This window comes from Duganella sp. 3397, assembly GCF_031456625.1.
GTDB lineage: Bacteria > Pseudomonadota > Gammaproteobacteria > Burkholderiales > Burkholderiaceae_D > Rugamonas > Rugamonas phyllosphaerae.
In genome coordinates, this window is the sequence record NZ_JAVDVB010000007.1 from 185,615 (window position 1) to 205,233 (window position 19,619).

The 19,619-nt window shown below is 65.1% G+C and carries 18 protein-coding genes; 9 read left to right on the forward strand and 9 right to left on the reverse strand.

The annotated features are described in order from the left end of the window. Window positions 1-11: 11 nt before the first annotated feature. Genes miaA through J2X54_RS21915 form a run of 3 tightly spaced genes read right to left on the reverse strand, consistent with a single transcriptional unit; the run spans window position 12 to window position 3,816 of the window. On the reverse strand, window positions 12-968 hold the full coding sequence (miaA, locus tag J2X54_RS21905) for a tRNA (adenosine(37)-N6)-dimethylallyltransferase MiaA (protein WP_310183645.1): 957 nt from the start codon (window positions 966-968) through the stop codon (window positions 12-14). Next, complete coding sequence (gene mutL / locus J2X54_RS21910; RefSeq protein ID WP_310183648.1) at window positions 968-2,974, reverse strand: DNA mismatch repair endonuclease MutL; 2,007 nt, start codon at window positions 2,972-2,974, stop codon at window positions 968-970. Before mutL ends, miaA begins: the two co-directional genes overlap by 1 nt. Window positions 2,975-3,012: 38 nt before the next feature. Next, a complete protein-coding gene (locus tag J2X54_RS21915; RefSeq protein ID WP_310183651.1) occupies window positions 3,013-3,816 on the reverse strand; it encodes an aminotransferase class IV family protein in 804 nt (267 codons plus the stop codon). A 98-nt stretch (window positions 3,817-3,914) separates the two neighbouring features. On the opposite strand from J2X54_RS21915, the gene J2X54_RS21920 reads away from it, so the two are divergent. Continuing rightward, window positions 3,915-4,856, forward strand: coding sequence for a LysR substrate-binding domain-containing protein (locus tag J2X54_RS21920; RefSeq protein WP_310183654.1), 942 nt, complete (start codon window positions 3,915-3,917; stop codon window positions 4,854-4,856). Here J2X54_RS21920 and J2X54_RS21925 read toward each other — a convergent pair. Beyond that, window positions 4,853-5,776: a peptidylprolyl isomerase gene (locus tag J2X54_RS21925; protein WP_310183657.1), complete on the reverse strand. Its 924-nt coding sequence runs from the start codon at window positions 5,774-5,776 to the stop codon at window positions 4,853-4,855. The two genes, J2X54_RS21920 and J2X54_RS21925, sit on opposite strands and share 4 nt — an antisense overlap. 138 nt (window positions 5,777-5,914) lie before the next feature. Between J2X54_RS21925 and J2X54_RS21930 the strand changes: the two genes are divergently transcribed. Together J2X54_RS21930 and J2X54_RS21935 are read left to right on the forward strand one after the other, a co-directional pair. Beyond that, entirely contained in the window at window positions 5,915-6,559 is a 645-nt protein-coding gene (locus J2X54_RS21930) for a VTT domain-containing protein (protein WP_070246494.1), read from the forward strand. A gap of 141 nt (window positions 6,560-6,700) precedes the next feature. Next, window positions 6,701-7,816, forward strand: coding sequence for a carbonic anhydrase family protein (locus J2X54_RS21935; protein ID WP_310183659.1), 1,116 nt, complete (start codon window positions 6,701-6,703; stop codon window positions 7,814-7,816). A 19-nt stretch (window positions 7,817-7,835) separates the two neighbouring features. On the opposite strand, the gene J2X54_RS21940 is transcribed toward J2X54_RS21935, so the two are convergent. The 3 genes from J2X54_RS21940 to tsaE are packed head-to-tail and all read right to left on the reverse strand — an operon-like array spanning window position 7,836 to window position 10,588. Then, window positions 7,836-8,672, reverse strand: a complete 837-nt coding sequence (locus J2X54_RS21940) for a D-hexose-6-phosphate mutarotase (RefSeq protein ID WP_310183661.1) — start codon at window positions 8,670-8,672, stop codon at window positions 7,836-7,838. A gap of 21 nt (window positions 8,673-8,693) precedes the next feature. Next, entirely contained in the window at window positions 8,694-10,127 is a 1,434-nt protein-coding gene (locus J2X54_RS21945) for an N-acetylmuramoyl-L-alanine amidase (RefSeq protein ID WP_310183663.1), read from the reverse strand. After that, window positions 10,091-10,588: a tRNA (adenosine(37)-N6)-threonylcarbamoyltransferase complex ATPase subunit type 1 TsaE gene (gene tsaE / locus J2X54_RS21950; protein ID WP_310183665.1), complete on the reverse strand. Its 498-nt coding sequence runs from the start codon at window positions 10,586-10,588 to the stop codon at window positions 10,091-10,093. The genes J2X54_RS21945 and tsaE overlap by 37 nt, the downstream gene beginning before the upstream one ends. A gap of 108 nt (window positions 10,589-10,696) precedes the next feature. Here tsaE and queG point away from each other — a divergent pair, with 108 nt between their 5' ends. Continuing rightward, window positions 10,697-11,785 (forward strand): tRNA epoxyqueuosine(34) reductase QueG, encoded by a 1,089-nt coding sequence (gene queG / locus J2X54_RS21955; protein WP_310183668.1) that lies wholly within the window; start codon window positions 10,697-10,699, stop codon window positions 11,783-11,785. A gap of 59 nt (window positions 11,786-11,844) precedes the next feature. Next, window positions 11,845-13,623: a DUF885 domain-containing protein gene (locus J2X54_RS21960; protein ID WP_310183671.1), complete on the forward strand. Its 1,779-nt coding sequence runs from the start codon at window positions 11,845-11,847 to the stop codon at window positions 13,621-13,623. Between the two features lie 3 nt (window positions 13,624-13,626). On the opposite strand, the gene J2X54_RS21965 is transcribed toward J2X54_RS21960, so the two are convergent. Then, a complete protein-coding gene (locus tag J2X54_RS21965) occupies window positions 13,627-14,214 on the reverse strand; it encodes a response regulator (protein WP_310183673.1) in 588 nt (195 codons plus the stop codon). A 4-nt stretch (window positions 14,215-14,218) separates the two neighbouring features. Further along, a complete protein-coding gene (locus J2X54_RS21970; RefSeq protein WP_310183676.1) occupies window positions 14,219-16,246 on the reverse strand; it encodes a PAS domain S-box protein in 2,028 nt (675 codons plus the stop codon). A gap of 122 nt (window positions 16,247-16,368) precedes the next feature. On the opposite strand from J2X54_RS21970, the gene J2X54_RS21975 reads away from it, so the two are divergent. From J2X54_RS21975 to J2X54_RS21990, 4 genes are all read left to right on the forward strand, one after another. Beyond that, window positions 16,369-17,388: a TRAP transporter substrate-binding protein gene (locus J2X54_RS21975; RefSeq protein ID WP_070246477.1), complete on the forward strand. Its 1,020-nt coding sequence runs from the start codon at window positions 16,369-16,371 to the stop codon at window positions 17,386-17,388. Window positions 17,389-18,021: 633 nt separating this feature from the next. Further along, complete coding sequence (locus J2X54_RS21980; RefSeq protein WP_310183876.1) at window positions 18,022-18,483, forward strand: methylated-DNA--[protein]-cysteine S-methyltransferase; 462 nt, start codon at window positions 18,022-18,024, stop codon at window positions 18,481-18,483. Then, window positions 18,459-19,364, forward strand: coding sequence for a site-specific tyrosine recombinase XerD (xerD, locus tag J2X54_RS21985; RefSeq protein ID WP_070246473.1), 906 nt, complete (start codon window positions 18,459-18,461; stop codon window positions 19,362-19,364). Before J2X54_RS21980 ends, xerD begins: the two co-directional genes overlap by 25 nt. Before the next feature lie 64 nt (window positions 19,365-19,428). Beyond that, window positions 19,429-19,608, forward strand: a complete 180-nt coding sequence (locus J2X54_RS21990; protein WP_070246472.1) for a hypothetical protein — start codon at window positions 19,429-19,431, stop codon at window positions 19,606-19,608. Window positions 19,609-19,619: the final 11 nt, after the last annotated feature.

The following is a 19,619-nucleotide window of genomic DNA, read 5'->3' on the forward strand; positions in this document are numbered from 1 at the left end:
TCTGGCCGAACCTAGCCGAGCTGGTTTGCCACGTGCGCCAGGATCTCGGCGGTCGGATCGGACCCCAGGCAATCGACCACCACCCGGTCCGGCATCGAGCGCAGCCACGTCAGTTGGCGCTTGGCCAGCTGGCGCGTGGCGATGATGCCGGTCTCGCGCATGGTCTTGTAGTCGATCGCGCCATCGAGGTATTCCCACGCCTGGCGGTAGCCCACGCAGCGCATCGACGGCAGGCCCGGGTGCAGGTCGCCGCGCCGGCGCAGCCGCTCTGTTTCCGTGATCAGGTTGTCGTCCGCTGCTTCGTCGAGCATGATGTCGAAACGGCGTTCGATGCGCTGGTGCAGCACGGCGCGGTCCGACGGTTCCAGCGCCAGCGGCAGCAGCTCGAACGGCAGCTCGGTCTTGTCGCGCAGCGCCAGCAGCTCCGACATCGGCTTGCCGGCCAGCGTGCAAATTTCCAGCGCGCGCTGGATGCGCTGGGCGTCGGCCGGCGCCAGGCGCGCGGCGGTTTCCGGGTCCAGCGCTGCCAGCCGCGCGTGCATGGCGGGCCAGCCGATGCGGGCGGCATCGTCTTCGAGCTGGGCGCGCAGGGCCGGGTCGGCGCCGGGCAGGTCGTCCAGGCCATCGGCCAGTCCCTTGAAGTACAACATGGTGCCGCCGACCAGCAGCGGCAGCTTGCCGCGCGCGACGATGTCGTCCACCAGCTGCAAGGTCGCCTTGCGGAACTGCGCCACCGAGTACGAATCGAGCGGGTCGATGATGTCGATCAGGTGGTGCGGCACGGCCGCCAGTTCGGCGCGGGTGGGCTTGGCGGTGCCGATGTCCATGCCGCGATAGACCAGGGCCGAATCGACCGAGATGATCTCGGACGGAATGCGCGCGGCTATCGCCAGCGCGGACGCGGTCTTGCCCGACGCGGTCGGGCCCATGATGGCGACCGCCAGCGGTTTACTTGCGATGTCACTCATTATTGGCCACGTAAAAACAGCTTGTCGAGCGCGCCGATTTCCACCTGCACCCAGGTGGGGCGGCCGTGGTTGCACTGGTCGGCGCGTTCGGTCTTTTCCATCTGGCGCAGCAGCGCGTTCATTTCCTGCACCGCCAGGATGCGGTTGGCGCGTACCGCCGTGTGGCAGGCGAGGGTGCCGAGCAGCTCGTTCTGGCGCTCGATCAGCACCCGCGAACCGCCGAATTCGCGCACGTCGCGCAGCACGTCGCGCGCCAGCGTTTGCGCGTCGGCGTTCTTGAGCAGCACCGGCACCGAGCGCACCGCCAGCGTGGTGGGCGAGAGTGCGGCAATGTCGAAGCCCAATGCCTGCAAGATTTCCTGGTGTTCGTGGGCGGTGCCCACTTCCACCGCGTCGGCATAGAAGGTGACGGGGATCAGCAGCGGCTGCACCTGCATCGCTTCGCCTGCCACGCGGCTCTCGAGCGCGGTCTTCAATTGTTCGTACAGGATGCGCTCGTGGGCGGCGTGCATGTCCACCAGCACCAGGCCTTTCGCATTTTGCGCCAGGATGTAGATGCCATGCAGCTGCGCCAGCGCGAAGCCGAGCGGGAATTCTTCCTGCGCCATGGCAGCAGCCGAGACGGTGAACGGGCTGCTTTGCGGCAGGGCCATGTCGGTTTCTGCGCGGTAGCTGTCCACGCGGCCGTTGCCGCCGAACAGGGCGCCGTACTTTTCAGTGCTTTGCGCCACGCCACCCTCGGGCTGGCCGTAGCGCTGGCCGCCGAAGCCGGCGCCGGCGCCGGCGAAGCTGCCTGCGCCGTCATTGCCGGTGCCGGACAACGCACCGGAAGACCCTGACGAGCCGCCAAACGGCGAAGGCGAAAACTTCGGCGAATAATCTGGCGTCAGCAACGGCCCGAACGACGTCTGCTCGCCGCGCCAGGTGGCGCTGGTCAGCGTGTCGGCCGCCGGCAGCGGCGACGGCACGCTGCCGTGCGACGTGGCCGAGGTTTGCGCCAGCGCGCGCTGCACCGCGTGGAACACAAACTGGTGCACCGCGCGGCTGTCGCGGAAGCGCACTTCGATCTTCGACGGGTGGACGTTGACGTCCACCAGCGCCGGATCGAGTTCGAGCGCCAGCGCGTACGACGGAAAACGGTCGCCGTGCAGCACGTCCTGGTAGGCGGCCTTGACCGCGTGCACCAGCACCTTGTCGCGTACGAAGCGGCCATTGACGTAAAAGAACTGGCCGTCGGCGCGCGCCTTTGAGGCCGTCGGCAGGCCGGTGTAGCCGTGGATGCGCAGCGGGCCGGCTGTTTCGTCGATGGGCAGGCGCGCCTCGGCAAAGCCTTCACCGAGGATTTGCGCGCTGCGGCGGGCCATGTCGCACACGTTCCAGTGGTCGATGGTGCGGCCGTTGTGGGTGAGGCTGAGCGAGACGTCGGGGCGCGCCAGCGCAATGCGGCGCACGACCTCGGCGCAGTGACCAAACTCGGTCTGCTCGGATTTCAGAAACTTGCGGCGTGCCGGTGTATTGAAATACAGGTCCTGCACGTCGATGGTGGTGCCCAGCGCGCCGGACGACGGCGCCACCGTGCCTTCGTGCGAGCCGACCAGTTCCCATGCGTGCGGCGCGTCGGCCGTGCGCGAGGTGAGGGTGACGGCCGCCACCGAGGCGATCGAGGCCAGCGCCTCGCCGCGAAAGCCGAGCGTGCCCACGTTTTCCAGGTCGTGCAGCGACGAGATCTTGGACGTGGCATGGCGCGCCAGGGCCAGCGGCATCTGCTCGGGGGGAATGCCACGGCCGTTGTCGGTGATGGCGATGCGTTTGACGCCGCCTTCCTCCAGCCGCACGCTGATTTGCGTGGCGCCGGCGTCGAGCGCGTTTTCCAGCAGTTCCTTGACCACGGCGGACGGCCGCTCGACCACCTCGCCGGCGGCGATCTGGGAGATCAGTTGGTCTGGCAAGGCCTGGATCGGGCGCGCTGCAGCGGCCTGGCGGGGGGCGGTATCGGGGGCGTTCATGCCCCGATTATAACTGTTTGCGCCCTGGCTTCGCCCGATCAGGGCGCGGTTGGCGGCTCCGCCTTCCACGCCTGGCGCAGCAGCGCCAGGAATGGCGGGGCGGGTGGCACGGCGATGGTGTCGATGCCGTGGACCGCGATGGCGGGCGTCCACGAGTTCATCACCACCGCGCCCGTGAAGGCGGCGACATCGGCCGGCGTGAGGTCCTGCTCGCGCTGCGGCACGCCCAGCCGTTGCAACTGGCGCCGCACGATCTGCATCGTGGTCCCGGCCAGCATCGATCCCTGCGGCCAGACCACGCAGTGGCCGTCCCAGAACGCCAGGTTCCAGATCGAGCCCTCGGTCAGGCGCCCGTGGCGGTCGCGGAAAACCGCGTCGTCGTACCCGCGCGCGACGGCCGCGCGCAGGTACCAGGTCTTGGCCACCTCGCCCACGTGTTTCAACTCGGGCAGCACGCGCTCGTGCTGGAATGACGCCAGCCGCAGCGGGCCGGCCGGGCCGTCCGCTGGCGCGCTGGTGCGCACCAGCAGTGCCGGCGTGGCGTCTGGCCCGGCCACGGTGAATTCGCCGGCGGGCGAGTATACGGTGGCGGTAAGCGACACCTCGGCTGGCCCCTGGCGCAGGGCGGCGCGCAGGCAGGCGCGGATGTGATCTTCAGGCAGCGCCTGGCCGTACAGCGCCAGAGAGGCGTCGCGCAGGCGCTGCAGGTGCAGGTCCAGGCCGCGCACCAGGCCGCCGCGCACCTGCATGGCGGTGAAATGGGCGTAGCCGGCAAACGCCAGCGGCGCCAAGTGGTGATCTGCTGCCGGCTGGCCGTCGCGTTCTACGGTAAAAAAGGTCATGGCATGCTCTGATCATTAAGTGCCATGATTATTCCAGCACGCGGCTGCCCTGGGAAACGAGTAATATCGCTGCCATCTACAAGTAAAACTTAACGATCATGTCCCGCATCCTGCCCGGCACCCGCGCCTTGCGCACCTTCGAGGCGGCGGCCCGCCACCTCAACTTCACCCGCGCTGCGGCCGAGGTGGGCCTGACGCCGGCCGCCGTCAGCTACCAGATCCGCGAAATCGAAGAGCAGCTGGGCTTTGCGCTGTTTGCGCGCACCAGTCGCACCATCGCGTTGACGCCGGCCGGCGCGGTATTGCTGGAAGCGAGCGTAGAGGCGCTGGGTACCCTGCACCGCGCCGTGGGCCGGGCACAAAAGCTGGCGCGCGGCGCCGGCCAGTTGCGCGTATCGCTGGGTGCGCGGTTTGCCACCAACTGGCTGTTGCCGCGCTTGCCGCAGTGGCGGGCGGCGCAACCGCACATCGACCTGACGTTCGACATCACCGACCAGGTACGCGACTTCGACGCCGACGCTATCGACGTGGCGGTGCGCTTCGGCGCCGGCGCTTGGCCGCGCGCGGTGGCGCACCGGCTGTTCGACGCGACCATCATCCCGGTGTGCAGCCCGCGCCTGCTGGCGCAGGGGCTGCCGGAAGGACTGCCACAGGGGCTGCCGCTGCGCACGCCGCGCGACCTGCTCGCACACACGCTGTGTCACGTCGATTGCCGGGTCGATGGCGTACCGTGGCCCGGCTGGGGCATGTGGCTGGCGGCAGCCGGTGTCGAGAACTTCGACGAGCGCCGTTGCCTGGCCTTTGCCGATTCCAGCCACGTGGTGCAGGCGGTGATCGAGGGCGGGGCGGTGGGATTGGTGGAGCGCGACATGGTGGCTGCCGAACTGGCCGATGGCCGGCTGGTGCGCCTGTTCGACATCGGCGTGCGCATGGCGCCGCAGTATGCTTACCACCTGGTGCATGCGGCCAGCAGCGGGCAGGACGCCCGCGTGCTGGCTTTCAAAGCCTGGCTGCTGGCGCAGGCAGGCTGTAAGGATTAGTGCGCCGGCGGACGCACCCGCACCGGAATCGGCGCATTGCACAGCTCCACGTAGTTGGCCGCGTACTTGTTCCACGGCCCGCCGCGATTGCGCTGCGCTTCGATCACGTCCTGGTAGATCGGCGCTTCGCTGCGCATCACTTCCAGCTGCACGCGCTCGGCGGCCGGCACGTCGGACGCCACCCGCACACGGGTGATCGGCATCCTGGCTTCGTCGGCACCGTAGAAGCCCATCGTTTGCGATCCACGCGGCAGCGACGAGAGCAGCTCCATGCCCGACACCACGCGGCCCACGGCCGTGATGTTGCGGTCGAGGTGGCGCGGCGCGTGGCCGGTGATCGCGTACAGCTGCGAACCGTTGCCGCTGTCGGTGTCGGTGTCGCGCGCCACGCCCACGGTGGCGTAGCAGTGCGCTACCCAGGTGGTATTGGTCTTGGGATCGCGCCCGACCGGGAAGCCGCGCGAGTGGCCGATCTCGGGCGCGTAGCCGTCGGCGTCCTGCTGGCGCACAAAGTGTTTGTCAAAGCTCATCGGCACGGTGAATTCGCCCGGCACCTTGGCCTTGGCCGAACCGAGCGACTTGGGATTGTTTTCGTTGGCGTCGCCCCACTGCGCCACGTAGTTGTCCTGCGAACGCATCATGGACAGGCCGTCGAAGTATTTTTCGCGCACCAGGGTCTTGATGTTGGCGGCGTTTTGCGGCGCGAAGTCGGCCGCCAGTTCGATCACCACGCGGCCCACCGGCAAGTCCAGGTAGAGCGTATTGGTGGGATCGAGCGGGCGCCAGTCGTCGGCCTTGGACTGCTTGACCAGGTCCGCCACCGTGGGCTTGACCGGCAATTCGGCCGCCATGGCCGAGGTCAGCAGGCACGCAGACGCCGAAAACAGCACAGCTTTACTTAACAACGGGTTAAACAGCATCCTGATCTCCTGGTTTGAAACAAACCCGCTTGCTGCGGGCGTGCCGACGATTGTAAACTGCCGTGAGGGGCCGAGGAAACTTAGACCGGCAGCAGCAGCGGTGGTGTATGATTCCGGCGCACACTTTACAGGAAGAATATGGATTTTATGCAATTCTTCGACATGCTGCTCCATGTCGATAAGTCATTGGCAGTAGTGATCCAACAATACGGCACGCTGGTTTACGTGGTCTTGTTCGCAATTATTTTCTGTGAAACCGGCCTGGTGGTGCTGTTCTTCTTCCCCGGCGACAGCCTGCTGTTCATCGCCGGCGCTTTCTGCGCCACGGGCGACATGAATTTGCTGTTGCTAAATGTGCTACTGGTCACCGCCGCCGTCACCGGCAATACCCTCAATTACAAGATTGGCGGGGCCATCGGGCAACGCGTGTACACCCACGACTATCGCTGGCTCAACAAGGACGCCATGCGCAAAACCCACGACTTCTTCGAAAAGCATGGCGGCAAGACCATCGTGCTGGCGCGCTTTGTGCCGGTGGTGCGCACGTTCGCGCCGCTGGTGGCGGGCGTGTCCGAGATGCCGCATGGCCGGTTCCAACTGTACAACATCAGCGGCGCGCTGCTGTGGGTGGTGTCGCTCACCACGGCTGGCTACTTCTTCGGCAACATCCCGGTTGTGCGCGACCACCTGTCGGAAATCGTGATGGTGGCGATCGGCGTGGTGATGATTCCGATCCTGCTCGGCGGCGCATGGCGACTCGGAAGACGCGTGATCGGACGCTGAATCGCGTTTCACAAACTTATGCTTTCGACACGCTGCAACATGCTGTAGCGTGTCTCCGCAGAAATATATCCCATTGCCAGACCTCAAGTTTTTCCCAAATGCATCCGTAAACCAGAAAGTAAATGTTACTTCTGGAACCGTATGCGCCTGCTTCTCTCCCTGATTGCCTGCTGTTGTTGCGCTGCCGTGTCGGCCAATGACAAGCAGATCGATCCGCTCATTTCGCCTTCGTCGAAGACGCCTTTGTCGACGCTGGCTGGCGCGCGCGCGTACGGTGGCGGTGCGGTGGGTTTGACCACGACCACGCCGCCGGGCAAGGCGCCGGCCGGCAAGGAAGCGGCTGCCAAGGAGGCGCCGGCCCAGGATGCCAAAGAGGCCAGGGGCGCGTCGGCAGCGGGTGCACGCAAGAGCGCCGAGCCGGCCAGCGACCCGGAAGCGGACCTGTCGGCCAAGATCGCCGCACGCCTTGCCGCCATGCGCGCCACCCAGCAGGCCCGCGCGGCCGCCGCAGCGGCCAATGTCAGAAAGGCCGCTGCCGCCAAGGCTGCCGTGGCAGCGATCCCGCCGCCGCCCAAGGTCTACAGCAATGTCTGGTCATACGAGGGCGAGGCCGGTCCCGCCAACTGGGCCAAGACCAATCCGGCGTGGGCCAAGTGCGGCACCGGCAACCGCCAGTCGCCGATCGATATCCGCGACGGCATGCGGGTGGACCTGGAACAGATCAATTTCGACTACCACCCGTCGTCGTTCAACGTCACCGACAACGGCAAGACCGTGCAGGTGATGGTCGGGCGCGGCAATTTCCTCAACGTGGGCAACCGCATGTACGAGCTGGTGCAATTTCACTTCCACCGCCCGTCGGAGGAACGCATCAACGGCAAGGGTTACGAGATGGTGGTGCACCTGGTGCACAAGGACAGCGAAGGCCGCATCGCCATGCTGGCGCTGCTGCTCGAACGCGGCAAGGTGCAGCCGGCGATCCAGCAGGTGTGGAACAACCTGCCGCTGGAAAAAATGGAGACCATGGCCCCGGCCGAATCGCTCGATCCGATGGACCTGCTGCCGGCGCGGCGCGAGTACTACACCTTCATGGGATCGATGACCACGCCGCCCTGCGAAGAGGGCGTGCTGTGGCTGGTGATGAAGGAACCGATCACGGCGTCGCCGGCGCAGATGGCCTTCTTCAGCCGCCTGTATCCGTACAATGCGCGGCCGGTGCAGCCGAGCTCCGGGCGCATTATCAAGGAATCGAACTAACCCGCACATCTGCCGGGGTTCAGATACCGATGCGGTGGCGGCCGGTCCACTGCGCGCCGGCGGCCAGCGGCTGCTGGTCCACGCGCGCCGGTTCGATGCACACGAAGCGCTGGTATTCGTCGTCGGCCAGGTCCACCAGTGCGGCCGCATCCACCTGGCCCGGGTTCCACACCACCCATTCGGTAAAGCCCTGCTGCGACAGGTTGAACGTGGTGCTGGCCGTGTTGAGCATCAGCGTGGGCGTGGACTGGTACAGGCGGTCGTGCTTTTCATTGAAGTGCAACGCCGGGTAATCCTGGATGCGGGTATTGAGCTCGTGGTCAGTGTATTGCTGGTGCTGCAGGCCGCTGATCGTCGTGGCGTTCAGCTGACCGACGTCGTAATAGGTGTGCAGCGCGACGCCGAACGGGAACGGCGCCGCGCCCGTGTTACGCACGGTGAAACCGGCTTCCAGCGCATTGCCGTGCAAGGTGAAGCGCAGGGTCAATGCAAACTGGTGCGGCCAGGCCTGTGCGTGTTCCGGCGCCAGGTCGCTCTGGTCCAGCACCAGCTCCACGAACGCGCTGCCGTTGTCGCCGCCGCTGTCGGCCAGGCGCCAGGTGGACACGCGCGCAAAACCATGGCGCAGGCCGGGACCACGCACATTAAACTGCGGGAAGATGACCGGCACACCGCCACGGATGGCCTTGCTGCCGTCGAGCGGCGTCTGGCTGCTGACGAACAGGCGTTCCACGCCGTCGGCGGTTTTCCAGGACAGCAGGTGGGCGCCGAACAGCGCGACCGTGGCCTGGGCGCCGTCCGGCGCGGTAAATTGCACTGCGGGCAGCGCGCCAAATTGCGTCATCGTGACAGCCATGTGGTTTCCGTGTAAGTGGGTTCAGGTGAGCCGGTTCCGGGCCAGCGGGGGATTGCGCGCAAAGTAGGTGCGGATGCCCTTGACGATGGCGTCGGCCATCTGGTTCTGGTAGTTCTCGTCGCGCAGCTTGGCTTCTTCTTCGGGGTTGGAGATGAAAGCGGTCTCGATCAGGATCGACGGAATGTCCGGCGCCTTCAACACCGCGAAGCCGGCCTGCTCGACCGAACCCTTGTGCAGGCGGTTGATGCCGCCGATTTCGGCCAGCACCGACTTGCCCAGCTTGAGGCTGTCGTTGATCTGCGCGGTGGTGGAGAGGTCGAGCAGCACGCTGGCCAGTTGCCGGTCGTGCGAACGGACGTTGACGCCGCCGATGGTGTCGGCTTCGTTTTCCTTGTCCGCCAGCCAGCGCGCCGCCGACGAGCTGGCGCCTTTTTCCGACAGCGCGAACACCGACGACCCGCGCGCGGTGGGCTGGACAAAGGCATCGGCGTGGATCGAGACGAACAGGTCGGCCTGCACCTTGCGCGCCTTTTCCACGCGCTTGCCCAGCGGGACGAAATAATCGCCGTCGCGGGTGAGCATCACGCGGATGTTGGGGATGGCTTCCAGTTTGCCCTTGAGGCGCTTGGCGATGGACAATACGATGTCCTTCTCGCGGCTGCCGTTGCGCCCGGAGGCGCCGGGGTCTTCGCCGCCATGGCCGGGATCGAGCGCGATGGTGATGATGCGCTCGATTTTATCGGCCTTGCCGCCTTTCGATGGCGGGCGCACCTGCGCTTCGGCGGTCTTGACCTGCTCGCGCAGCTCGGCGCGCGGCTCGGCCTTGATGTCGGGCTTGAGCGCTTCGAGCTGCGCCTGCGGCGTGGTCTGCACCGCGATCGGCGGCTGGGCGGGCTGGGGCGGCAGGCCAGGTGCGGTAGGTTGCGGCGCCCCGCTGGTCCAGTTGCCTTCCTCGATCATGGCGGCAATAGGGTCCACTTCCTTGACCGGGTACAGGTCGAAAATCAGGCGGTGCTTGTACGCGCCGGCCGGCGCCAGGGTGAACACCTGCGGCTTGATTTCCTCCTTGAGGTCGAACACCAGCCGCACCACGTTGGGCCGGTTCTGGCCCACGCGCACCTGCTTGATGTACGGGTCGTTGGACTGGATCTTGGCCACCAGGCCCTTGAGCGTGGGGTTCAGTTCCAGCCCTTCGATATCGACCACCATGCGCTCGGGGTCCTTGACCATGAAGTGCGTGGTTTTCAGTTCGCTATCGTTTTCCAGCGTCACGCGGGTGTAGTCGTCGGCCGGCCACACGCGCACGGCCAGGATCTGCGCGGCATAAGCGGGCAGCGGCGCAAACACGGAGAGCAGCAGGGTGGCGCCGGCCTTGAGGACGGTGCGGCGGTTGCGTACCACGGGCGTGAGTGGATCGCTCACAGCTTGGGGGCGAATTTGAGGCGTTGAAGGCATGAGGTACCCAAGGCGGTAGACGCCTGCAATTCTACATCACGGCCCGTGCCGGCCACGGTCAGATACAGGTCGATATCGGCCGGCGGCAGCACGCCTTCGGCCTTTTCGGGCCATTCGACGATGCAGATGTTGTCACCATTAAAGTCTTCGCGGAAGCCGGCGTCGAGAAATTCCTCGGCGCTGCCCATGCGGTACAGGTCGAAGTGGATCACGGCCACGGCGCGCCCGTCCAGCTGCACCTGGTACGGTTCCGACAAGGTGTAGGTGGGGCTCTTGACCGTGCCCACGTGGCCTGCCGCGTGCAGCAGGGCGCGGGTGAGGGCGGTTTTACCCGCGCCCAGGTCGCCGTGCAGGTAGATCGTCAGGCCAGGCGCCAACGCCCGCGCCAGCGCCGCGCCGAGGGCCAGCGTGGCTGCTTCCTCGTCGAGATGGGCTTTAAAATGAGCGTGTTGGTCGGACATATGGGCTGCAAGCTCCTGCATCGAATAAAATGTAAGGTTATGGCGGGTTATATCGCCAGCCATTGTAACCGCCAGCGTCCCCGCTTGTATTGTCTACCTTCCACGCCGATGTCCCTGTCCGAATCCAATTTAGCCGAACTGGCCCAGCGCATCAAGCACTGGGGCGTGGCGCTGGGCTTTGCCGAGATCCGCATCACCGACATCGACCTGTCGCATGCGGAGGCCGGCCTGCAGGCGTGGCTGGACGCCGGCATGCACGGCGAAATGGACTACATGGCCAGCCACGGCATGCTGCGCGCGCGCCCGGCCGAGCTGGTGCCGGGCACAGTGCGGGTGATCAGCGCCCGCATGAACTACCTGCCGAGGGACACCGAAAACGACTGGCGCGAGCGCGAGGCGCGCCGGCTGGCGGACCCCGGCGCAGCCGTGATCTCGGTGTATGCGCGCGGACGCGACTATCACAAGGTGCTGCGCGCCCGGCTGCAACAGCTGGCCGATAAAGTGAAGGCCGAGATCGGCGACTTCGGTTACCGGGTGTTTACCGATTCGGCGCCGTTGATGGAATTGCCACTGGCGGAAAAAGCGGGCCTGGGCTGGCGCGGCAAGCACACGCTGCTGCTCAGCCGCACGGCCGGCTCGATGTTTTTCATGGGCGAGTTCCTGGTCGATCTGCCATTGCCGGTGGACGCCCCCACCAGCGGCCACTGCGGCCAGTGCCAGGCCTGCATCGTCACCTGCCCCACGCAGGCAATCCTGGGCCCGGGCCGGCTCGACGCCCGGCGCTGCATTTCGTACCTGACTATCGAACTGAAAAACGCCATCCCGCTCGAGCTGCGCCCGCTGATCGGCAACCGCGTGTACGGCTGCGACGACTGCCAGACCGCGTGCCCGTGGAACAAGTTCGCCGAGCGCGCGGTGCTGCCCGACTTCGACCAGCGCCACGGGCTGGGCGACGCGTCGATGATCGAGTTGTTCGGCTGGAGCGCCGAGGAATTCAACCGCAAGATGGAGGGCAGTCCGATCCGCCGCATCGGCCACGAGCGCTGGTTGCGCAACCTGGCGGTGGGCCTCGGCAACGCCGCAGCGGCCGGCGCCAAAGGCGATGCGGCGATCGTCGCGGCACTGGAAGCACGGCGTGACGACCCGTCGCCGCTGGTGCGCGAACACGTGCAATGGGCGCTGGCCTGCCACGCCTGACTCGGCTACACTCGTGCGGTTTTCCTCTCGAGTTTTCCTCTCAAATAAGGGCCGTGCCGATGCAAACTTCCCGTTCATTAGTTTCGTTGTATCTTGCCGCAGCGTTCACCGTCGCAGCCCCCGTGGCCAGCGCCGCCAAGTTCGACGACTGGGCCAACCAGGTTGCCAGCGACAAGGTGCGCAAGGATCCCGAGCAAGCCACGCGCATCCAGTACTTCAAGGGCGCCGAGCAGGATAAGCTCGATGGCCTGCTCACGCCCAATACCCAGGCGTACCGCGCGGCAGAAGTGGCCAGCGCCAAGGCCACGCTGGCCAAACTGAACGCGATGGACCAGAAGACCATGACGCCGCAAGAACGGGCCGGCATGGCCACCATCGCCTGGAACCTGCAAGGCACCATCGACGGTGCGCCGTTCGAGGACCACCGCTTCGTGTTCAACCAGTTCACCGGCCTGCACGTGCAGCTGGTCAATTTCCTCACGCAAGCGCACCCGATCCGCAACCGCCGCGACATCGAGAACTACCTCGCGCGCCTGAGGGCTGTCTCGGGCAAGGTCGACACCGGCATTGTCCGCGCGCGCGACGCCGCCGGCCGGGGTTTTTTGATGCCCACCTTTATCACCAATTCGGCCATCGGCCAGCTCGATCGCTTCCTCGACGGCGGCGCCGACAAGAACGTATTCGTCACCACCTTTGCCCAGCGCATGGAAAAGGTCAAGGACGTCACGCCCGCGCAGCAGGCGAAGTTTGCCGCCGAGGCGCGGGCCATCGTGGCCCAGTCGGTGCTGCCGGCATTCGAGCGCACCCGCGCGCTGCTGCGCGAGCAGCTGCCGCGCACCACCGACGATGCCGGCCTGTGGCGCCTGCCCGACGGCGACAAGGCGTACGCGGTGGCGCTGCGCCAGATGACGTCATCGGACTACACGCCGCAGCAGGTGCACGACATCGGCCTGCGCGAAGTGGCGCGCATCGAAAAAGAGATGGATGGTTTGCTGGCCTCGATCGGCTACCGGGAAGGCTCGATCAAGCAGCGCATGGAAAAACTGGAAAAGGACTCGCAGCCCAAGGCCGACGCTCAAGCCGACCCTCGTCCGATGCTGCTGGAGCGCTATACGGCCTATATGCGCGACGCCGAAGTGCGCGCCAAAACCCTGTTCGACCATGTACCGAAAGCGCCGGTGGAAGTGCGCCGCGAGCCGCCATTTACCGAGAAGACGGCCGCGGCCCACTACAGCGGCCCGGCGCGCGACGGCACCTTGCCCGGCATTTTCTGGGCGCCGCTGCCGGGGCCCGAGTTCCGCATCGTTGGCATGCGCACGCTGGTCTACCACGAGGCGGTGCCGGGCCACCACTTCCAGATCGCGCTGCAGCAGGAAAATACCAGTTTGCCGCGCTACCGCCAGGACCGCGTGTTCAACACGGGATCGGCCTTTACCGAGGGCTGGGCGCTGTATGCCGAGCAACTGGCGGCGGAAAACAACTGGTACGAGGGCGACACCGTGGGCCGCCTCGGCCAGCTCGACGCGGAACTGTTCCGCGCGCGGCGGCTGGTGGTCGATACCGGCCTGCACGCGATGAAGTGGACGCGCCAGCAGGGCATCGACTACGGCATTCCGGCAGCGGAAGTGGAGCGCTACGTGGTGATGCCGGGCCAGGCCTGCGCCTACAAGATCGGCATGCTGCGCATTCTCGATTTGCGCGCCAAGGCGCAGGCGGCGCTGGGCGACAAGTTCTCGATCAAGGGTTTCCACAACACCGTGCTCGATCTCGGCAACGTGCCGCTGTCGGTGCTGGAGCAGGCGGTGGACGAGTGGGTGGCCAGGCACAAGGCCGCCTGACAGTTACTTGAGCAAGCCCGCCAGCTCCACGGCGGTCTTGACCTGCATCTTGTCGAAGATATGCGCGCGGTGCACTTCCACCGTGCGCATGCTGATGCCCAGTTCATCGGCCACCACCTTGTTCATCTTGCCGGCCAAAATCAGGTCCAGCACTTCGCGCTCGCGGGTGGACAACGTGGCCAGGCGCGCGTGCACCGCCGCCATTTCGCCGGCCTGGCGCGAGCCGGCCAGGCCTTCCTGCACCCGGTCCATCAACTGGTTGTCGTTGAACGGCTTCTCGAAGAAATCGAAGGCGCCGCGTTTCAGCGTATCCACCGCCATCGGTACGTCGCCGTGGCCGGTGAGGAAAATCACCGGCATGCGCGCGGTGAGGCTGCGCGTGGCCAGGTGGTCGAACACGGCCACGCCGTTCATGTCGGGCATGCGCACGTCGAGCAGCACGCAGTCGCCACCGGGATCGAAATCGCCGCTGTCGACCTGCTGCAAAAATTGCAGTGCGCCCTCGTAGGCGCGCGAGACGATGCCGCGCGAAGTGGCCAGCCAGGTCAGCGCGTCGCGTACGACCGCTTCGTCATCGACGATATGCAGCATATGTTCAAATCTCCTCTGTCGCCACCACCGGCGCTGCCGGCAATACGAATGTGAATATGGTACCGCCCTGCGGATTGGCGCTGTAAGTGAGCGCGCCGCCGTGGAATTCTATCGCAGTGCGGCAGATGTTGAGCCCCATGCCCATGCCTTCGGACTTGGTGGAGAAAAACGGTGAGAACAAACGCTGCGCCACTTCTTCGGAAATGCCGTGGCCGCGGTCGATCACGGCCACGCTGACCTGGTTGGCCTGGGCATCGTGGGACGCCACCACGGTGAGCAGGCGCTGGTGCGGCGGCACGTTCTGCATGGCGTCGATGGCGTTGCGGGTGAGGTTGAGCAACACCTGCTCGATCATCACGTGGTCTGCCAGCACCGGCGGCAAGCCCGCTGGCAGCTCGGTCTGGAACGTCACGTAGCGCTGGCGTGCCTGCAGTTCGATCAGGGTGCGGATGCCGTCGAGCAGCGCGGGCAGGGCCACGGCCTGGCGCCGTGGCTCGCGCTTTTTGACGAAACCGTGCACGCTGCGGATGATCTGGCCGGCGCGCTGGGCCTGAGCGCTGGCCTGTTCCAGCGCCGGTTTTAACAAGGCGCCATCGACCGGCGTGCCATTGTCGGCGGCGCGGCCCAGCACGTTCAGGGCGCCGGTGGTGTAGCTGGAAATGGCGGCCAGCGGCTGATTGAGTTCGTGCGCCAGCATCGAGGCCAGTTCGCCCATGGTGGCCAGGCGCGCGCTCGATTGCAGCTTTTCCTCCTGCTGGCGATTGAGTTCCTCCACCCGCTTGCGGTCCGAGATATCGAGGATGGAGCCCATCCAGCCGGTCTGCTTGCCGTTGTTGTCCACCAGCGGCGCCTCGAATACCAGCACCGGTATGCGCTCGCCGTCGGGGCGCTGGAAGAAGGTCTCGAACTGCGGCGTGACCTTGCCCGCCAGGACGGAGGCGAAGCGGCTCTGGTATTCCTCCATCGCCTCGGGCGCCCAGTAGGGCATCGGCGGCAGCCTGCCCACGATGTCCTCGGCCGGGTAGCCGACGATTTCGCAGAAGGCGGGATTGACGTACGTGATGCGGCCCTCGAGGTCGCGCGCGCGCAGGCCCGTGACCAGGGAGTTTTCCATCGCGGTGCGGAACGACACCTGCTGGCGCAGCGCGCCTTCGGCCGCCAGCCGCTTGGAGATGTGGCCCCACAGCGCCACCAGGCTCCACAGCAGCCCGAGCGAGAGCACGATCACCGAGCCGACCAGCAAATTGGGCAGCAGCTTTGGCGCGCTCTTGACGCTGTCGGTCACCAGCCGCACCGAGGCGCCGGCCAGGTCGAGCGCGCGCTTGTGCGTGTACACGCCGTGGCCGGGGCCGGCGGCGGCGCGCCGCGCCAGCACCTTGTCGTCGCGGTCCACCAGCGTGACCTGGTTGTCTTGCGCGAACCACCACGGCACCATTTCGTCGAGCAGGGCGCTGGTGCGGTAGGTGGCCACCAGGTCGCCCAGGTACTCGTTGCCGCGATACAGCGGCACGTGGTAATCCATCAGCACCTCGGTGGGATCGGCGCCGGGGTCGCCGGGGCGCGCCTCGGGCTGGGTGTACATGGCGCTGCGGGTCTTGCGCGTCAGTTCCATGGTCGCCTGCGAGGCCGGCGACAGTGGCACGGCGGTCGGTTGCGCATCGCTGGTGGCGACCAGGTGGCCGTCGGGGCGCAGCCAGAACACGCGCAGCAGTTCGTTGCCGTTCTTGAGGATGCGCGCCATGCGGTCGTGCAGCTGGTCGTGCTGCAGGCGTCCGCTATTGATCTCCTGCCCCAGCTGGCGCAGGCTTTCCTCGTCGCGCGCCATCTGGAAGCGGATGGTCTGTTCCACCCACAGGGTGTCGGCGATCAGTTGCTCCTGGCGCTCGTTGCTCTCCATCTGGCGCGCCTGCCACGGCAGCCAGATCAGGATCGCCAGGAAAAACAGCACCAGCAAAATCGGCAACAGCCAGCGCAGCGCGGTACTCCGTTGCGGACGGGGCACGGCAAAGGGAGAAGAGAGCGGCTGGTTCATGCGGGGGCGTGGGATGGCTGTATGAGTCTGTATAAAAAGGCAAATATTGGCTTTGTCCGGGAGAATCGGTCAAACTACCGGCACAAGTGTATCGAAGTGTATCGTTAAATTCCGGAGACTCCATGAAACTGCGCCTCGTCCTGGCCGCTGTCGGTGCCGCCGTTGCATTCAGCGCGGTGTCGAGCCTGAATGCTTACGCCCAGGCCCCCATCGTCATCAAGTTCAGCCACGTGGTCGCGCGCGACACCCCCAAGGGACAGGCGGCCGAACGCTTCAAACTGCTGGCGGAACAGGCCACGAAGGGCCGGGTCAAGGTCGAAGTGTATCCGAACAGCCAGCTCTACAAGGATAAAGAAGAGCTGGAAGCCTTGCAGCTGGGCGCGGTGCAGATGCTGGCGCCGTCGCTGGCCAAGTTCGGCCCACTGGGCGTGAAGGAGTTCGAGGCGTTCGATTTGCCGTACATCTTCCCGTCCACGGCCATGCTCAACAGCGTGACCGAAGGACCGATCGGCCGCAGCCTGCTGAAAAAACTCGAAACCAAGGGCATTACCGGCCTGGCGTTCTGGGACAACGGCTTCAAGGTCATGTCTGCCAACAAGCCGCTGCGCAGACCGGCCGACTTCCGCGACCTGCGCATGCGTATCCAGTCGTCGAAAGTGCTCGACGCCCAGATGCGTGCGCTGGGCGCCAACCCGCAGGTGCTGGCGTTCTCCGACGTGTACCAGGCCTTGCAGAGCGGGGTGGTGGAGGGCACCGAGAATACGCCATCGAATATGTATACCCAGAAGATGCACGAGGTGCAGAAGTACGTGACGGTCTCCAACCACGGCTACCTGGGCTACGCGGTGATCGTCAACAAGAAGTTCTGGGACGGTCTGCCCACCGACATCCGCCGCGCGCTCGACAACGCGATGAAGGAGGCGACGGTGTACGAGAAAGCCATCGCCCAGCGCGACAACGACGCTGCGCTGGCAGCGATCCGCAAGACCGGCAAGACCCAGGTGATCACGCTGACGGCGCAGGAGCAGGCCGAGTGGCGTGCGGCCATGGTGCCGGTGCAGCGGGCGATGGAGAGCCGGATCGGCAAGGACCTGATTTCGTCGATTAACAGGGAAGCGGCACAGCCCACTGCCAGGCGCTAGATTATTGCGTCTTAGTCAAAAATCTCGCACATTTGAGCTGTATCAAACGCATACCATAAAATTAGTCACTCTTCAGGAAATTCAATTTATTCTTAAAGTATCGGCTCAAGGTTGTCATAAAAAAACTGTATTGCGGAGATAAAGATACGTTATGATTGCTTCGCTCTCAGGGATTTACGCATAAGTTAATGCGAACCTTGCACCAGGGCCCCGAATAGTCAGTGGGGAGTGAAGATAGAATCGGTGATCAAAAACCGGCGATCAATTGAGGAGACACACGTTTTACAGAATGTCGTTGCTTAGCCTCTGCAAGCCGCCACAAGCGTGCGTTAGGGTAGTTACCCGGGCAGACAAACAGGCAGGTAAATGGCCGGGAACGTGAAGCAGGATTTGGAAACGCACCTCAGGGTGCGTTTTTTTTTGTGCGCGCCCTTACAATGTTGCCGGGCGTGCGCGAAAACCGCGTGCGCAAGGCCGCCACCTCTCCCTTTCGTGTAGTAAATACGCAACATATTGGTGCATCAGCACAAGCGGACACGACCTTTTTTGGTGCATTTGGATAGAAAAACTGTGACGAAAATACCACAAGCGTATGAAAATTTTTCTGCTGTCCTGGCCCTGCCGTTTGGCAAAATGGGCATCCGCACCGTGGCGGGGCAGATTACCGAGCTCTGTTATCTGCCGCCCCATGCTGAGGCAAAGGAACCTGCTGACGCCACCGCGCGCCTGGCTGCCGAGCAGTTACAGCGCTACTGCGCCGACCCGTCGTTTGTCTTCGACCTGCCGCTGCGCCCGGCCGGCACCGAGTTCCAGCGCAAGGTGTGGGACGCCATCAGCTCGATTCCTGCCGGCAGCATGCGCACCTATGGCGAACTGGCCAGGCATGTCGCATCGGCGCCGCGCGCAGTCGGCCAGGCCTGCGGCGCCAACTGGTTTCCGGTCGTGATCCCGTGCCACCGGGTGACCGCCGCCGGCGGCCTGGGCGGCTTTTCCAATAGCGACGACCCCAACGGCTACTTGCTGGGCATCAAGCGCTGGCTGCTGGCGCACGAAGGATCGAGCGAATACGCATGGCAACAGACAACCCTGATCTGATCGACGAGTTCTGCGACAGCCTGTGGCTCGAAGACGGCCTGTCGAAGAACACGCTCGACGCCTACCGGCGCGACATGCGCCTGTTCGCCAAGTGGCTGCAGTCGCAGCGGCCAGGCGTGGATGGCTTGCTGGCCGTGGCCGGCCACGATATCGAGGCTTACCTGGCGGCGCGCCACGCCGACAGCGGCAAGGCGACGTCATCGAACCGCCGGTTGTCGGTGATCAAGCGCTTTTACCAGATGCTGGTGCAGCGGCGGCGCCTGAAGGACGATCCCAGCCTCAAGCTGGCGTCCGCCAAGCAGCCGCAGCGCTTCGTCCACACCTTGAGCGAAATTCAAGTGGAGGCCCTGCTGGGCGCCCCCGACCTGAACACGCCGCTGGGCCTGCGCGACCGCACCATGCTGGAACTGATGTATGCGAGCGGTTTGCGGGTTTCCGAACTGGTTGACCTGAAAATGCTCGAGCTGAGCATGAACGACGGCGTGCTGCGCATTACCGGCAAAGGCGCCAAGACGCGGCTGGTGCCGTTCGGCGAGCAGGCGCGGTTGTGGATCGAGCGTTATGTGAAGGGCGCGCGCGGCGTAATCCTCAACGGCCAGGTCGATGATGCGCTGTTCGTTACCGGGCGCGGCGCGGCGATGACGCGGCAGATGTTCTGGGTGTTGATCAAAAAACACGCATTAAAAGCCGGCATCACCGTGCCGCTATCGCCGCACACCTTGCGCCACGCGTTTGCCACCCACCTGCTCAACCACGGCGCCGACCTGCGCGTGGTGCAGCTGCTGCTGGGCCATTCAGACATTTCCACCACACAGATTTATACCCACGTAGCCCGTGAGCGACTCAAGATACTGCATGCGGCGCATCATCCTCGCGGCTGAATTACTTGCGTTTGGCTCAAGTGCGTCATAATGTGGTCAGATGACTTACTAGAAGAGGTAGCAAATGGCAAAGACAAACTATTCGTACGAAAAACGCCAGCGTGAACTGGAAAAAAAGAAGAAAGCCGACGAAAAGGCGCGCCGCAAGGCAGAACTGAAGAGTTCGGGGCAGGAAGAGGGCAGCGAAGGCGCCGACGGTGCTGACGGCGCTGACGAGGATGAGGCTGAAGCGCCGAAAGAATAGTTTAACCCCGC

What these genes read in the sequence shown, in the direction of transcription:
- miaA (WP_310183645.1), bottom strand. Translation starts at nt 968, where the DNA reads ATGAGTGACATCGCAAGTAAACCGCTGGCGGTCGCCATCATGGGCCCG.
- mutL (WP_310183648.1), bottom strand. Translation starts at nt 2,974, where the DNA reads ATGAACGCCCCCGATACCGCCCCCCGCCAGGCCGCTGCAGCGCGCCCG.
- J2X54_RS21915 (WP_310183651.1), bottom strand. Translation starts at nt 3,816, where the DNA reads ATGACCTTTTTTACCGTAGAACGCGACGGCCAGCCGGCAGCAGATCAC.
- J2X54_RS21920 (WP_310183654.1), top strand. Translation starts at nt 3,915, where the DNA reads ATGTCCCGCATCCTGCCCGGCACCCGCGCCTTGCGCACCTTCGAGGCG.
- J2X54_RS21925 (WP_310183657.1), bottom strand. Translation starts at nt 5,776, where the DNA reads ATGCTGTTTAACCCGTTGTTAAGTAAAGCTGTGCTGTTTTCGGCGTCT.
- J2X54_RS21930 (WP_070246494.1), top strand. Translation starts at nt 5,915, where the DNA reads ATGGATTTTATGCAATTCTTCGACATGCTGCTCCATGTCGATAAGTCA.
- J2X54_RS21935 (WP_310183659.1), top strand. Translation starts at nt 6,701, where the DNA reads ATGCGCCTGCTTCTCTCCCTGATTGCCTGCTGTTGTTGCGCTGCCGTG.
- J2X54_RS21940 (WP_310183661.1), bottom strand. Translation starts at nt 8,672, where the DNA reads ATGGCTGTCACGATGACGCAATTTGGCGCGCTGCCCGCAGTGCAATTT.
- J2X54_RS21945 (WP_310183663.1), bottom strand. Translation starts at nt 10,127, where the DNA reads ATGCCTTCAACGCCTCAAATTCGCCCCCAAGCTGTGAGCGATCCACTC.
- tsaE (WP_310183665.1), bottom strand. Translation starts at nt 10,588, where the DNA reads ATGTCCGACCAACACGCTCATTTTAAAGCCCATCTCGACGAGGAAGCA.
- queG (WP_310183668.1), top strand. Translation starts at nt 10,697, where the DNA reads ATGTCCCTGTCCGAATCCAATTTAGCCGAACTGGCCCAGCGCATCAAG.
- J2X54_RS21960 (WP_310183671.1), top strand. Translation starts at nt 11,845, where the DNA reads ATGCAAACTTCCCGTTCATTAGTTTCGTTGTATCTTGCCGCAGCGTTC.
- J2X54_RS21965 (WP_310183673.1), bottom strand. Translation starts at nt 14,214, where the DNA reads ATGCTGCATATCGTCGATGACGAAGCGGTCGTACGCGACGCGCTGACC.
- J2X54_RS21970 (WP_310183676.1), bottom strand. Translation starts at nt 16,246, where the DNA reads ATGAACCAGCCGCTCTCTTCTCCCTTTGCCGTGCCCCGTCCGCAACGG.
- J2X54_RS21975 (WP_070246477.1), top strand. Translation starts at nt 16,369, where the DNA reads ATGAAACTGCGCCTCGTCCTGGCCGCTGTCGGTGCCGCCGTTGCATTC.
- J2X54_RS21980 (WP_310183876.1), top strand. Translation starts at nt 18,022, where the DNA reads ATGGGCATCCGCACCGTGGCGGGGCAGATTACCGAGCTCTGTTATCTG.
- xerD (WP_070246473.1), top strand. Translation starts at nt 18,459, where the DNA reads ATGGCAACAGACAACCCTGATCTGATCGACGAGTTCTGCGACAGCCTG.
- J2X54_RS21990 (WP_070246472.1), top strand. Translation starts at nt 19,429, where the DNA reads ATGGCAAAGACAAACTATTCGTACGAAAAACGCCAGCGTGAACTGGAA.